This is a genomic window from Azotobacter vinelandii CA, from assembly GCF_000380335.1.
Lineage (GTDB): Bacteria > Pseudomonadota > Gammaproteobacteria > Pseudomonadales > Pseudomonadaceae > Azotobacter > Azotobacter vinelandii.
The window spans coordinates 667,246-680,186 of record NC_021149.1 but is presented as its reverse complement, the minus strand read 5'-3'; the positions used below and the strand labels follow the sequence as shown (position 1 = coordinate 680,186).

The 12,941-nt window shown below is 67.8% G+C and carries 12 protein-coding genes; 4 read left to right on the top strand and 8 right to left on the bottom strand.

The window, feature by feature from the left end; translation table 11 throughout:
* Positions 1-12 precede the first annotated feature (12 nt).
* Positions 13-630, bottom strand: a complete 618-nt coding sequence (locus tag AVCA_RS26660) for a cytochrome P450 family protein (protein ID WP_231876224.1) — start codon at positions 628-630, stop codon at positions 13-15.
* 513 nt (positions 631-1,143) lie between these two features.
* On the opposite strand from AVCA_RS26660, the gene AVCA_RS03300 reads away from it, so the two are divergent.
* The gene (locus AVCA_RS03300) at positions 1,144-2,904 is read left to right on the top strand and encodes an ABC transporter ATP-binding protein/permease (protein ID WP_231876223.1); all 1,761 of its coding nucleotides are present in this window, start codon (positions 1,144-1,146) and stop codon (positions 2,902-2,904) included.
* Here the strand turns inward: AVCA_RS03300 and AVCA_RS03295 are convergent.
* From AVCA_RS03295 to AVCA_RS03285, 3 genes are all read right to left on the bottom strand, one after another.
* Positions 2,890-3,996 carry a glycoside hydrolase family 5 protein gene (locus tag AVCA_RS03295; RefSeq protein WP_012699388.1) on the bottom strand — a complete coding sequence of 369 codons (1,107 nt, stop codon included), beginning with the start codon at positions 3,994-3,996 and terminating at the stop codon, positions 2,890-2,892. The genes AVCA_RS03300 and AVCA_RS03295 overlap by 15 nt on opposite strands.
* A 148-nt stretch (positions 3,997-4,144) precedes the next feature.
* Complete coding sequence (gene aqpZ, locus AVCA_RS03290; RefSeq protein ID WP_012699387.1) at positions 4,145-4,858, bottom strand: aquaporin Z; 714 nt, start codon at positions 4,856-4,858, stop codon at positions 4,145-4,147.
* Between the two features lie 182 nt (positions 4,859-5,040).
* Positions 5,041-5,994 carry an SdiA-regulated domain-containing protein gene (locus tag AVCA_RS03285; protein ID WP_012699386.1) on the bottom strand — a complete coding sequence of 318 codons (954 nt, stop codon included), beginning with the start codon at positions 5,992-5,994 and terminating at the stop codon, positions 5,041-5,043.
* Between the two features lie 643 nt (positions 5,995-6,637).
* On the opposite strand from AVCA_RS03285, the gene AVCA_RS03280 reads away from it, so the two are divergent.
* From AVCA_RS03280 to AVCA_RS03270, 3 genes are all read left to right on the top strand, one after another.
* Positions 6,638-7,492, top strand: a complete 855-nt coding sequence (locus tag AVCA_RS03280) for a universal stress protein (protein ID WP_012699384.1) — start codon at positions 6,638-6,640, stop codon at positions 7,490-7,492.
* Between the two features lie 89 nt (positions 7,493-7,581).
* Positions 7,582-7,875: a hypothetical protein gene (locus AVCA_RS03275; RefSeq protein ID WP_012699383.1), complete on the top strand. Its 294-nt coding sequence runs from the start codon at positions 7,582-7,584 to the stop codon at positions 7,873-7,875.
* Positions 7,872-9,233, top strand: a complete 1,362-nt coding sequence (locus tag AVCA_RS03270; protein WP_012699382.1) for an MATE family efflux transporter — start codon at positions 7,872-7,874, stop codon at positions 9,231-9,233. Before AVCA_RS03275 ends, AVCA_RS03270 begins: the two co-directional genes overlap by 4 nt.
* Positions 9,234-9,625: 392 nt before the next feature.
* Here AVCA_RS03270 and speA read toward each other — a convergent pair whose 3' ends face one another.
* From speA to AVCA_RS03250, 4 genes are all read right to left on the bottom strand, one after another.
* On the bottom strand, positions 9,626-11,536 hold the full coding sequence (gene speA, locus AVCA_RS03265; protein WP_012699380.1) for an arginine decarboxylase: 1,911 nt from the start codon (positions 11,534-11,536) through the stop codon (positions 9,626-9,628).
* Between the two features lie 38 nt (positions 11,537-11,574).
* On the bottom strand, positions 11,575-11,946 hold the full coding sequence (locus tag AVCA_RS03260) for a translation initiation factor Sui1 (protein WP_012699379.1): 372 nt from the start codon (positions 11,944-11,946) through the stop codon (positions 11,575-11,577).
* A gap of 170 nt (positions 11,947-12,116) precedes the next feature.
* On the bottom strand, positions 12,117-12,461 hold the full coding sequence (locus tag AVCA_RS03255; protein WP_012699378.1) for a nucleotidyltransferase family protein: 345 nt from the start codon (positions 12,459-12,461) through the stop codon (positions 12,117-12,119).
* On the bottom strand, positions 12,448-12,879 hold the full coding sequence (locus AVCA_RS03250) for a nucleotidyltransferase substrate binding protein (protein ID WP_012699377.1): 432 nt from the start codon (positions 12,877-12,879) through the stop codon (positions 12,448-12,450). Before AVCA_RS03250 ends, AVCA_RS03255 begins: the two co-directional genes overlap by 14 nt.
* Between the last annotated feature and the right edge of the window lie 62 nt (positions 12,880-12,941).

Genomic DNA, 12,941 nt, shown 5'->3' with positions numbered 1-12,941 from the left:
GATGCCAGGAAATCACCTGGGCGGCCGTCTCGGCGGGAGGCTGCCGCCGGCTGGCCCGGATCGACTCGACCAGCGCACCCATCCAGGCCTCGCTCCGCCTGCGCGCCAGACGCGAACGCCAGTGCTTCGGCCCCACCGATCCGGCGTAGTCGAACAGGAGAGCGATCTCGCGAGCACGCGGTCCGGCCTCCTCCTCGGCCAGCGGAATCCCGGCCCAGGCGCATCGTAAAGCACCACCTTTTCCATTCTCTCCCAGCGTCGCGCGCAGGTCCGCCATTCGCCGCGGACCGCCTCGACCAGTTGGGCGACCCGCTCGGCATCCATGAGCAGTGCGACGAACATGTGCTTGCGGTGCCGGTGCGCCTCGCCGTCCAGCCCTTGCACCCCGCCCACGCCGAACAGGGTTTTCTGCAGCCTGGGCGGCATGGCGCCATGGCGCACGAAGCGTTCGGGGTCGTAGAACAGGCGGGCCGCTTCGGCGCCACTCATGCAGAGGGTCTTTCGCAGCAGAAGGCGAGTCTCGAAGAGATTCGAGCCATGGAGACGACACCGCCTGGCGATGAACCGATAGGGGTCGTGCAACAGGGCCAGTGTGCTGTCCAGCCCTTTGTCCCGGGGAATCCTGTGCATGCGTTGTCTCCTCCTCCCGTGCGATGCCAAACCAGTGGCAGAACCGATGGTTGCGACGACACTCCCTTTTCGACTGCACCACATCCCGATCGGTCGCCGGGCACCTTTGCAGACGGCGCATCGTCCGCCTCCACGACAGCCGGCAGCACCCTGCCCGACTGGCTGGCCGGCCACGAGCTACGCTATGTCTATCGGCCGTCTGGCTGGAGCCTGCCGGCCATGGCAGGATGGCGTCCGCCCGTGCCGGAACGGTTCTTCCGAGGCAGGGGCAACGGACGGCAGAGGCGACGACGCTGGCCGCCGGCAGTCCGCGAGGCATGTCGTAGTGCCTGCGGCGAGGGTCGTACGCCTCCAACTGGCAGCGGAGGTGAAAGGGATGTCGTTCTGCGAACGGCAAATGGTCTTGCCGGCGGGCGCCCGGCGGCCGGCACAGGGGACGCACCCCGCATGCACGCCACGGCGCCGACCAAGCCGCGCGGGAACCCGGCCGGACCGGGCGGGGATCGAATGCCGATGAGCCAGAGCAACCCGCGCGCCCTGCCGCTGAGATGGCAGTTCGTCCACCTGGTGAAACCCTACTGGAACAGCGAGCGCAAGTGGCTGGTGCGCGGCACCGTCGGCCTGCTCCTGTTGCTGACCCTCGCCCAGGTCGGCCTGGCGATCTGGACCAGCTACTGGCACCGCGAGCTGTTCGACGCCCTGGAGGCACGCTCGCTCGATACCCTGCTGCTACAGATCGCCACCTTCGCGCTGATCTTCGCCCTGACCATGCTGGTCACCGCACTGCACCTGCACGTCAAGCGCCGCTTGCAGCTCGACTGGCGGCAATGGCTGACCCTGAAGCTGCTCGACCAGTGGCTGACGCATGCCCACCACTACAAGCTGCAGTTCACCAGCGGCGAACACGACAACCCCGACGGGCGCATCGCCGAGGACATCCGCATCGCCACCGAGAACGCGATCACCCTCGCCCATTCGCTGGTTTTCTCCCTGCTGATCCTCGGCACCTTCGTCGATATCCTGTTCAAGCTTTCCGGCAGCCTGGCGCTGCCCGGCACCGACATCGTCATCCCCGGCTTCCTGGTACTGCTGGCCTTCCTCTACGCCAGCGGCGGCAGTCTGCTGGGCCTGTTGCTCGGCCGCCCGCTGACCCAGTCCACCAACCGCCTGCAGACGGTCGAGGCGAACCTGCGCTTCGGCCTGGCGCGGGCCCGGGAGAACTCCGAGTCGATCGCCCTGATGCACGGCGAGGGCATCGAGCGCGCCTACGCCGGCCGGCTGTTCGCCGACGTCGGCCAGGGCTGGAACCGGCAGACCGTCGGCTACCTCGGCATCGTGTCCTTTTCCGCCGGCTACGGGGCGTTGTTGCCGGTGTTCCCGATCCTCGTCGCGGCGCCGCAGTACATCGCCGGCACCATGAGCCTCGGCGTGCTGATGCAGGCGGCGCAGGCCTTCCAGCGCCTGACCTCGGCGCTGTCCTGGCCGATCGACAACCTCGGCGAACTGGCCAAGTGCAAGGCTTCGGCGGACCGGGTGGCCAGCCTCTACAACGACATGCTGCAACTGGAGGAACGCGAGCGACTGCCGGTGGAGCACCGCATCGAGCTGGGCCACGGGCGGGCCAACGAACTGGTGTTCCGCGACCTGTGCCTGGCCAATCCGGACGGCGAGATCCTGGTCGAACGTCTCGACGCCACCATCCACCGCGGCGAACGGGTGCTGATCGCCGGCGACCCGGCGGTGACCATCGGCCTGTTCAAGGCGGTGGCCGGCCTCTGGCCCTGGGGCAACGGCAAGATCCTGCTGCCCGACGACGCCGGCGTGGTGTTCCTCTCGCAGCACCCCTTCCTGCCCGACGGCAGCCTGGAAGCGGTGCTCAGCTACCCGCGCGAACCCGGCCATTTCAGCCGGGCGGAACTGCACCACGCGCTCGAATGCGCCGGGGTGACCTGGCTGGCCCCGCGCCTCGCGGAGATCGACAGCTGGAGCCGGGTGCTGCCGCTGCGGGCCCAGCAGTGCCTGGGCATCGCCCGGCTTATCCTGCACCAGCCGCCCTGGGTGTTCCTCGAAGAGGCCACCGACGCCTTCGATCCCAAGGGCGAGGACTACATGCTGGAGATGCTCTGTCGCGAGCTGCCCGACTCGACCCTGCTGACCATCAGCTTCCACCCGGGGCTGGAGCCCCACCACACGCGGAAGCTGATTCTCAACCGCCAGGCCGAACCGCGCTTTCTCTCCTGCGCCAGCGAGCTGTGCGCGCTACGCAAAGGATGAGGGCAGCCAGCCGCGTTCGACGCAGTCGCGGAAGCACCAGGCCGGGGTGGTCTCGGTCTTGTAGTTCCAGAAGAACCAGCCCTGGTACTTCTCGAAGGTCGCCAACTGGGCGGCGGCGTAGCCGCGGTAGGCGACGTTCTCCTGGAAGGCGTCCATGTGCTCCAGGGCGTGGTTGAACGGTCCATCGGCCCACAGCGATACCACCTTGAGGTCCAGTCCCAGGCTCCATTCGCCGCAGATGGTCGGCAGCCCCAGCTCGGTGATGATGCCGTCGGCCTCGGCCTTCCAGATGCCCGCGGCCTTGTTCATGTGGCCGTAGATGTCCATGTCGATGTCGCCGCGCTCGAAGCACTGGTAGCGGTGGATGTCGAAGATCACGTTGCGGTATTCCGGCTCCTGCATGAAGCCCAGGTATTCGCGGAAGTCGCGGAAGCCGTCGTGGAGCACCACCGCCACCCGCTCGGGCGGGCAGTACCGGCGGATGCGCGCGTAGGCGTCCAGGTTGTAGGCCTTGAGATAGTCGGTGGGCACGTCCCAGCGCGGCTCGTTGAGTACCTCGATGGCGTGCAGCGCCGGGTGCTCGCGATAGCGCTCGGCCAGGCGTTCCAGCACCGACAACGAATGCTCGCGGTACTCGGGGCGGGTGTGCCATTCGCAGACATCCTTGATTCCGCCGTTGTCGAAGCCGTTCTGGCAACCCGACGCGGCGTGCAGGTCGAGCACCACGCGCAATCCGTGCTCTTCGGCCCATTGCATGGCGCGGTCGAGCACCGCGATGCCGCCTTCGACGAAGGGATGGCGGGCCTCGCCGTAGCTCGGGTGGTAGGGATAATCGGGGCCGAAGATCCAGTGGCCGACCGGGATGCGCACGGCGTTCAGGCCGCGCTCGGCCAGCCAAGCGAAATCGTCGCGGGTGATCCAGCGATTCCAGTGGGCGCGCAAGCGCTCGCCGGCCCGCTCGCCCAGTTCGGCGCACCAGGTGGTTTCGTCGGTGGCCGCCAGGCCCTCGAACAGGCTCGGCACCATCCACTTCTCCAACACCAGCCAACTGCCCAGATTGACGCCACGCAATTTCAGGCCGCTCTTGTTCATCTCGCTCTCCTGCGGAATTAAGGCCTTTCGAACAGCATAGATGGCCCGTCTCGCTGGAGCGCGAAGGCAGGCAGGCGAAGGATGACGAAGGGGGAAGCCGGGGGCGCGCAAAGCCCCCGGCCACGAAGGCGCCGCTCCGGCGCCGCGCTCAACCGCGCGCCGGCTGGCTGGCGAGGCCGGGCTGCTCGGCGATCAGCCGGTAGGCGGCGGCGCCGAGCAGCGCCCCGACGATGGGCGCGATCCAGAACAGCCAGAGCTGGGCGATGGCCCAGCCGCCGGCGAACACCGCGACGCCGGTACTGCGCGCCGGATTCACCGAGGTGTTGGTCACCGGGATGCTGATCAGGTGGATCAGCGTCAGGGCCAGCCCGATGGCGATCGGGGCGAAACCGGCGGGGGCGCGCTTGTCGGTGGCGCCGAGGATGATCAGCAGGAAGAACAGGGTCATCACCACCTCGGTCACCAGGGCCGACAGCAGCGAATAGCCGCCCGGCGAATGGGCGCCGTAGCCATTGGAGGCGAATCCCTTGGTGACGTCGAAACCGGCGGTGCCGCTGGCGATTACGTAGAGGACCGCGCCCGCGGCGATCCCGCCGAGCACCTGGGCGACGATATAGGGCAGCAGATCCTTCGCCGGGAAACGCCCGCCGGCCCACAGGCCGATGGATACCGCCGGGTTCAGGTGGCAGCCGGAGATATGGCCGATGGCGAAAGCCATGGTCAATACCGTCAGGCCGAACGCCAGCGAAACGCCGTGCAGACCGATGCCGACCTCTGGAAAGGCCGCCGCGAGGACAGCGCTACCGCAGCCGCCGAGCACCAACCAGAAGGTTCCGAGAAACTCCGCGCCATACCTGTTCATTTTTCCTACTCTCCGTGGAATTTGGGGCGGCGCCTCTCCGCCTTCGTAGAGGCGCTCGCGGCGAGTCTAGTCAAGAGGTTCACGGCAAGTCCAGCCAGGGACCTGCGGTGCTCCGCCGCTGGGAATCCGGCTCTCGGCAAGCGAAGTTCGCACGCCTGACCGGCGCGTCGGCACCGGCTGGATCAATCCTCGCGCTCGAAGACATAGAACAGGTTCGGCTCGCTGATCATGTAGAGCCGGCCTTTTTCGTCCAGGGCCAGGCCTTCGCCCTGCGGGACGTTCTCCTTGAGCCCGGCGGAATTGCGCCACAGGGAGCGCAGGCTGACCGTATCGCCCTGCCCGTCCACTTCGGCCAGCAGCCGCGACTCGTCGCTGAGCAGGATCAGGTGATCGCTGTCCTCGTCGTACTCCAGCGAAGCCAGGGCGGTGCCCCCGGTCCCGAAGAAGCCATCGTTCAGCCAGTCGGAACGGTCGAGCACCCGGAGGTTGAAGTCGCCGGCCAGACTGGCCTTGAAGCCACGGATTTCGTAGAGCTTGAGCGGCGAGTGCTCGGTGACCACGAACAGTCGATCGCCGCCGCGGTCGTAGGCGACGCCTTCGAAGCCACGGTTGTCGCCGTCGGGGTTGTCGAAGCCCAGGGTCAGCGACCGGTAGTCCCGGCGCTTCAGGGCGCCGGGAGCGCCCGGCACCGGCACGGCGACCAGCGCCTGGTCGCGCTCCTCGGTGAGCAGCAGCAGATCTCCGCCCAGGTAGGCCACGCCCTCGACATCCTTGAAACCGTGCAGCGGATAGCGCGCCAGTACCTCGCCCCCGGTGCTCAGGGCGATCAGTTCTTCGGGATTGTTGATCACCGCCCACAGGTGCTTGCGCGTGCTGTCATAGGTCAGCCCGGAAAGGTTGTTGCGCACGCCGACGACCGGCAACGCCTCGAGGCGCACCTCGTAGTCCGGCAGGCAGAAGTCGAGGCCTTTGGCGCAGGCCCCGAGCCAGAGGCTCTTGGCCCAGAAATACAGGCGCTCGTCGAGATGCCTGTCGTGTACCTGCTGCACCAGCAACAGGCCCAGCAAAAGAGAGATCCAGATCCTTGGACGTATTGTCGGCAGCCGTCCCAGCAGCCCCTTGGCAGTTGCGATCATGGTTGAGTGCGCTCACAACGGAACGGGGTCGTGACCCGAGTCTGCACCCCGGCGGCATGGTTTCGCCGGCGGCCCTACTAAAGATTCAGCAGTATTGCCTTGCTCCCGGTCACGTTACAGGAGCGGCGCGCGACGCGCTGCCACAAATTTTTTACTAAAAGCTAATACCAAGAAGAGCTTACGAATTCATGAACCGCCCGCAGGGAAGGCTCATGAGCCTCGTCGCAGCCATGGCCACGGGGCCATCGCTATCAATTCGCAAATGATAACAAACCTCATTTGCTAATAACAAATCCAAGGAGAGGCCCCGGATAGCGATGCCCATCACACCTGCCGGGGGCCGCGCACCACCCGGCCGGAAATCCGCCGCACCGCTCCCCGCCTGCCTGTCCCGCGGGGCGGATCGGCCAGAATGATGACCAGACCCGCCCCCCAAAGGCCGGCCGGGCAGGTATCCTTTCGATCCGTCGAGCGGATTCGAGGATGCCTCCGCGGCGCCGAACCGGCGCCGGCACCGATCCGTTCCGCGCCCGTTCTCAAGCCGCGACCCGGCAGGCCGGCGCCACCGCCGAGCCGCCCTGCACGACAAACCGGATGCCCGAGGGCACACTCGGGGAATACAGAAGAAAAAAGGAGCGACCCCATGACACGGATACTGGCCTGTATCGACGGCTCTCCGTCCACCGCGGCGGTCTGCGACGGCGCCATCTGGGCCTGCCGGCGCCTCGGCCTGCCGTTGACCTTCCTGCACGTACTGGACCGCGGGCGCTATCCGGGACCGGGCGACCTCGGCGGCGCCACCGGCCTGGGCAGCCGCGAACATCTGCTCGACGAATTGGCCCGGCTCGACGAGCGGCGCGCCACGGTGGCGCTGGAGTATGGCCAGGCGGTGCTGGAGGCGGCCCGCGAGCGGGCCGTCGCCGCCGGCCTGGAAACGCCGGAACTCTGCCAGCGCCATGGCAGCCTGCTCGAAACCCTCACCGAGATGGTCGACGACATCCATCTGCTGGTGATCGGCCGCCAGGGCGAGGACAGCCGCCAGCACACTGGCCAGCCGATCGGCAGCCAGTTGGAAAGCGTGACCCAGACCCTGGCCCGGCCGATCCTGATCGTGCCGGACGACTTCAAGGCGCCGGGCAGCCTGCTGCTCGCCTACGACGCCAGCCCGACCGCTCAGCAGGCGGTGCGCCTGCTGGCCGGAAGCTCGCTGGTCAAGGGCCTGCCGCTGCATCTGCTGATGGTCGGCGAGGACAACGCCCTGACCCGCGCCGCCCTGCACGACGCCCAGGCGCTGCTGGAAATCGCCGGCTTCCTGGTGATCCCGGCGATCCGCGAGGGCGGGGTCGAACCGGTGCTGCACGCCTACCAGCAGGAGCGCACCATCGACCTGCTGGCGATGGGCGCCTACGGCCATTCGCGGCTGCGCCGCTTCCTGCTCGGCAGCACCACCAGCCATCTGCTGCACACCTCGCTGACGCCCCTGCTGCTGCTGCGCTGAACGGCGCGTTATCCTTGTCCGGCCCTCCTCCGTGCCGCGCCGGCGCACGGGGAGGCCCGGCACCTTTCTTCGTTCGCCAGGGGGATGCAATGCAAGAGGAAAGCTTCTTCGAATGGCTCGGCGAGACGCTGGGCGCGGTGCTCCGCTATCTCGTCGAGACGCTGGGCGGTCTGTTCGGCTCGATCGCCAGGGCTGGCGGCGCCTTTCTCGAAGGACTGTCGCGCACCCTCGGCACGGACCCCACGCTGCTCGGCTTCGTCGCCCTGGCCGTCGGCCTGCTGTTGCTGGCCGGCGGCATACGCGCACTGCTCAGGCGCGCCTTCGTCGGCGGGACGATCAGCCTGCTGCTGGGCGTCTGGGTCCTCAGTTGGCTGATCCAGTGAGCGTCCTGGCCGAGGCCTGGCGCCATGCGCCGACCCAGCGCCGGGTCTGGGCGCTGGCCGCGCCGATGATCCTCTCCAACCTCTGCGAGCCCCTGGTGACGCTGGTCGACAGCGCGGTGATCGGCCACCTGCCGCACGCCCACCAGCTCGGCGCGGTGGCGGTCGGCGGCAGTCTGTTCACCCTGCTCGCCTGGGCCTTCGGTTTCCTGCGCATGGGCACCACCGGTTTCGCCGCCCAGGCCTGCGGCCGCGCCGACGGCGACGCGCTGCGCCGGGTGCTGCTGCAGAGCCTGCTGCTCGGGCTGGCCCTCGCCCTGCTGCTGGGCCTCCTGGCGTTGCCCTTCGGCGCGTTCGCCCTCGGCCTGATGCAGCCCTCGGCGGCGCTCGACGCGCTGGCCCGCGAATACTTCCATACCCGCCTGCTCGGCCTGCCGGCGGTGCTGGCCGGCTACGCCCTGATCGGCTGGCTGCTCGGCACGCAGAACGCCCGCGCGCCGCTGGCCATGCTGCTGGCCACCAGCCTGGGCAACGTGGTCCTCGACCTGTGGTTCGTCCTCGGCCTCGACTGGGGCGTGGCCGGCGCCGCCCGCGCCTCGGTGATCGCCGAGTGGAGCGGTACCCTGCTCGGTCTGGCGCTGGCCCGCCGGGCGCTGCGCCGGTATCCCGGCCGGCTGCCCTGGGACGCCCTGCGCCGCTGGACGAACTGGCGCCCGTTGCTGGCGGTGAACCGCGACATCTTCCTGCGCAGCCTGCTCCTGCAACTGGTGTTCTTCCTGATCACCGTGCAGGGCGCCCGGCTCGGCGACGCCACGGTGGCGGCCAACGCCCTGCTGCTCAACGGCCTGCTGCTCACCGCCCACGCCCTGGACGGCCTGGCCCACGCCGTCGAGGCGCTGTGCGGGCATGCCATCGGCAGCCGCGACCGCACCGCCCTGCAGCGTTCGCTGGCGGTCGCCGGACTCTGGTCGCTGCTGGCCAGCCTGGGCTTCGCGCTGTTCTTCCTGGCCGGCGGCGGGTTGTTCGTCGGCCTGCAGACCGACATCCCGGCGGTGCGCGAACTGGCCATGGAGTACCTGCCCTACCTCGCCGTGCTGCCGCTGATCGCGGTGTGGAGCTACCTGCTCGACGGCCTGTTCATCGGCGCCACCCGCGCCCGCGAGATGCGCGACGCCATGCTGATCGCCGTGGCCCTGGCGCTGCCGCTCGCCTGGCTGCTGCGCGGACTCGGCAACCATGGCCTGTGGCTGGCCTTCCTCGCCTTCATGGCGCTGCGCGCCCTGAGCATGGCGGCCTTCGCCCGGCGCCTGTGGCGCCAGGGACTGGCGGATCAGGCACCAGCGGCACAGGCCGCTGGCTAGGGCCTATTAACACTACTCTCCGCGAGCCGCGTTGCTGCGGCAAATGGCGCCAGGCGAGGCGCGGGACGCAGGGAATGGCATTCCCTTGCCAAGTCCCGCAACGACGCATGGCGCCATTTGCCGCGCAACCCGCAGGGACGGGCCCGTTTTTGCGCGGAGCGTCGTTACTCGTCGTTCGTTTGGAATGACCAAACTTCTCTCCTCGCGCCTAACCCCGCGCAAAAACAGGCTCCGTCGCGGCCGCGCGGAGTAGTGTTAACAGGCCCTAGGCCGATCCGACCTGGCGGGAAGGGCCATGGCCGTTTCCCACCCTGCGTACGGGCGATCGGATCGCAGGGTGGATAGCTATCCCGTGGAAAACCCGCGCGGCGGTTTCCCACCGAAAGCGGCGCTCAGCCCGACAGGTAGGACGAGCGCGTCAGCCCCAGGCGCAGGGCATCGAGGTACTGGGCGCGTTCGCGGGCGCTGATGGGCGCGCCGGCCACCTTGTCGCGGTAGTAGGTCATCAGTTCCTCGGGCGACAGGTGCACGTAGCGCAGCATGTCCTCGATGGTGTCGTGGGTTTCGATGCCGGCGTGGTAGATGCTGCCGTCGGCGCGCTGGTAGACGTTCACCGAGTCGGTGTCGCCGAACAGGTTGTGCATGTCGCCGAGGATCTCCTGATAGGCACCAACCAGGAAGATGCCCAAAAGGTACTCCTCGCCCGCGCGCAGCTCATGCACCGGCAGGCTGGTCTCGATGCTCTGCTCGTCGACGTACTGCTTGATCTTGCCGTCGGAGTCGCAGGTCAGGTCCTGCAGCACCGCGCGGCGCAGCGGCTCCTCGTCGAGCCGGTCGAGCGGCAGGATCGGCAGGACCTGACCGATCGCCCAGGTGTCCGGCAGGCTCTGGAACACCGAGAAGTTGCAGATGTACTTGTCCGCCAGCTTGTCGTTGAGTTCGTCGAGCACCTGGCGGTGGGAGCGCTGGCGGGCCTTCAGCGAGTCGTGCAGGCGCCGGCAGAGCGCGTAGTAGCACTGCTCGGCGAGCGCCTTGTCGGCCAGGCCCAGCTTGCCGTCGGCATACATGCGCGACAGTTCGCCCAAGTACTGGGTGGCGCGCCAGTAGGTCTCGGTGACCATCTCGTCATCGGTCGGGCCGAGCAGTTCGATCAGCCAGCGCAGCGTCTCCGGCAGACGCTGCGGATCGTTGATCTCCGGCAACTGGTCGTTGTGGCGCTCCACGTCGGTGACCTGCACCACCAGCATCGCGTGATGCGCGCTCAGGGCGCGGCCGCTCTCCGAAAAAATGTGCGGATGCGGCAGGCCCTGGGCATCGCAGAACTCCTGGAGCATGCCGACCACGGTGGCGGCGTAATCGTCCATGTCGTAGTTGATCGAGCTGGGATTGCGCGAATGGGTGCCGTCGTAATCGACGCCCAGGCCACCGCCGACGTCCACGTGGTCGAGGGGCAGGCCGAGGGCGCGCAGTTCGGCGTAGTAGCGGATGGCTTCCTTGAAGCCGCCCTGGTAATCGGCCAGGTTGGCGATCTGCGAGCCCATGTGGAAGTGCAGGAGGCGTACCCCCTGCTCCAGCCCGGCGTCGCGCAGGCGTTCGGCCACGCGCAGCAGTTGCGCCGCGGAGAGGCCGAACTTGGCCTTCTCGCCGCCGGTATCGGCCCATTTCGAGGAAGTCAGCGAGGACAGCCGCACGCGCAGGCCGAGCTGCGGGACGACCCGGAGTTCGGCCGCCTCCTCGATGATCAGTTGCACTTCCGATTCCTTCTCGACGACGATGAACACCGAGTGGCCGAGTTTCTGGCCGATCAACGCCAGGCGAATGAATTCGCGGTCCTTGTAGCCGTTGCAGACGATGGTGCCGCCTTTCGGCGCCAGCGCCAGCACGGCGAGCAGCTCCGGCTTGGAGCCGGCCTCCAGGCCGATGGAGACGTTCGCCGTGGCGATGATGCTCTCCACCACCGCTTCCTGCTGGTTAACCTTGATCGGGTACAGCGCGGTGTAGCCGCTCTGGTAGCCGAGGCGCGCGATGTTCGCATCGAAGGCACTGGTCAACTGGCGCACGCGGTCCTGCAGGATGTCCGGGAAACGCACCAGCAACGGCAGCGACAGGCCGGCCTCGCGCAACTGGCCGAGCAGTTCGACGAGATCGACCGGCCGGTCGGCGGCGCGGTTCGGCCGGGCCTCCACGTGGCCCCGCTCGTTGATCGCGAAATAACCGGCACCCCAGTGACGGATGCCGTAGACGGCGCGGCTGTCGGCCACGGTCCACTGGCTGCCGTCGTCCTTGCGTGTACGTCGAGCCATGAGTCGCTCCTGTGCAGAGAGGTCGTCTGATATAGAAACTAGCCGCCGGATTTCTTCGCCTTGAAGCCGCGCTTGGCGAGCTCTTCGAGAAGCAGCTCGACGTGCTCGCCCTGGATCTCGATGACCCCCTCCTTGAGCGCGCCACCGGTGCCGCAGCGGCGTTTCAGGGCACTGGCCAGCTCCTTCAGCGCATCGCCGGCCAGCGGCAGGCCGCTGACGGTGGTCACCGTCTTGCCGCCACGCCCCTTGGTCTCGCGGCGCACCCGGGCGACACCGTCGCCGGCCGCTACCTGACTCTGCCCGCAGATGCAGGCGGCGACCGGCTGGCCGCAGTCGGGACAATGACGGCCGCCGTCGGTGGAATAGACCAGACCGCCCAGGGCGGCGAACGAAGAGGCTTTCTTGGCCAAGGCTGGCTCCTCGGAAATGCGGGGAAACGAGGGGGCAGTTTAGCGGCAAGCGTGTGAAATGCCGAAGATGGTGGCGCTGTGTACTGGCCTTTATTCCGTGGTTGAATCGAGTATCCCTTTCGCTCACGGACTCCAGCAACGACTCTGGTCCGGCCGGCGCGGTTGGCCGTTCACCGCTCAAGGCTCCCGCCTCCCTCCTGAATCACCACATACGCCCGCTCGATCTCCCGCTGGAAAGTCTCTGGCAGAGCCGGCCAGGGGTGAACCTCCACCAGGATTGGCAGGCTGCTGGCCTGCAAGGCCTCCCTGAGTGCTGCCAGCCCCTCGACCGTGCGATCGGAGTCGACCGGATTACGCAGTACCAGATCGAGGTCGCTGGTTTCGTGAGCGCCGCCGCTGGCGCGGCTGCCGTAGGCCCAGACCTCGGCGCCCGGAACATGCTGGCGCAGCAGATCTTGCAGCAAGGCCAGGTGGCGCGGTTCAAGGCACAGGCGATCCGCCTCAAGGCGCGGCATCAAACACCTCCTGTAGCTTGCCAGCCAGGGCGCGCACGTCGGCCAGGTAGCCGGGCAGCAGCTTGAGGGTATCGTTGGCGAAGCCCTCACCGTAGTCATGGGCGGTGTTGTTGCGGTTGGCACGGTAGGCCAGCCAGCGCTCGACGCCGTCCGCATCCAGCAGGCCATGTTTGCCGGCATGGCGCAGCAGGTCGTTGAACACCAGCGCATCGACGCTGCGCGGGCTGCCGACATACAGCTTGAGTGCCTTGCGCAGCAGTTTGCCGGCGGTTTCCAGCGACAGCTCGAAACTCTTGATCGCGGCATTGCGGTAGAGGTCAAAGAGGATGTCCTCGCTGGACGGCGTTTTCTCCAGTGCCAGCAGGGCCTGTTCCAGAGTGGCTGCCGTGCGCAGCAGGTAGTCGACGTTCAATGCCATGACTGGTGCTCCTCAAGGCTGGAAAACCACGCTTTTCCCCGCGCTTCCGTCCGCATGCGGCC

What these genes read in the sequence shown, in the direction of transcription:
- AVCA_RS26660 (WP_231876224.1), bottom strand. Translation starts at nt 630, where the DNA reads ATGCACAGGATTCCCCGGGACAAAGGGCTGGACAGCACACTGGCCCTG.
- AVCA_RS03300 (WP_231876223.1), top strand. Translation starts at nt 1,144, where the DNA reads ATGAGCCAGAGCAACCCGCGCGCCCTGCCGCTGAGATGGCAGTTCGTC.
- AVCA_RS03295 (WP_012699388.1), bottom strand. Translation starts at nt 3,996, where the DNA reads ATGAACAAGAGCGGCCTGAAATTGCGTGGCGTCAATCTGGGCAGTTGG.
- aqpZ (WP_012699387.1), bottom strand. Translation starts at nt 4,858, where the DNA reads ATGAACAGGTATGGCGCGGAGTTTCTCGGAACCTTCTGGTTGGTGCTC.
- AVCA_RS03285 (WP_012699386.1), bottom strand. Translation starts at nt 5,994, where the DNA reads ATGATCGCAACTGCCAAGGGGCTGCTGGGACGGCTGCCGACAATACGT.
- AVCA_RS03280 (WP_012699384.1), top strand. Translation starts at nt 6,638, where the DNA reads ATGACACGGATACTGGCCTGTATCGACGGCTCTCCGTCCACCGCGGCG.
- AVCA_RS03275 (WP_012699383.1), top strand. Translation starts at nt 7,582, where the DNA reads ATGCAAGAGGAAAGCTTCTTCGAATGGCTCGGCGAGACGCTGGGCGCG.
- speA (WP_012699380.1), bottom strand. Translation starts at nt 11,536, where the DNA reads ATGGCTCGACGTACACGCAAGGACGACGGCAGCCAGTGGACCGTGGCC.
- AVCA_RS03255 (WP_012699378.1), bottom strand. Translation starts at nt 12,461, where the DNA reads ATGCCGCGCCTTGAGGCGGATCGCCTGTGCCTTGAACCGCGCCACCTG.
- AVCA_RS03250 (WP_012699377.1), bottom strand. Translation starts at nt 12,879, where the DNA reads ATGGCATTGAACGTCGACTACCTGCTGCGCACGGCAGCCACTCTGGAA.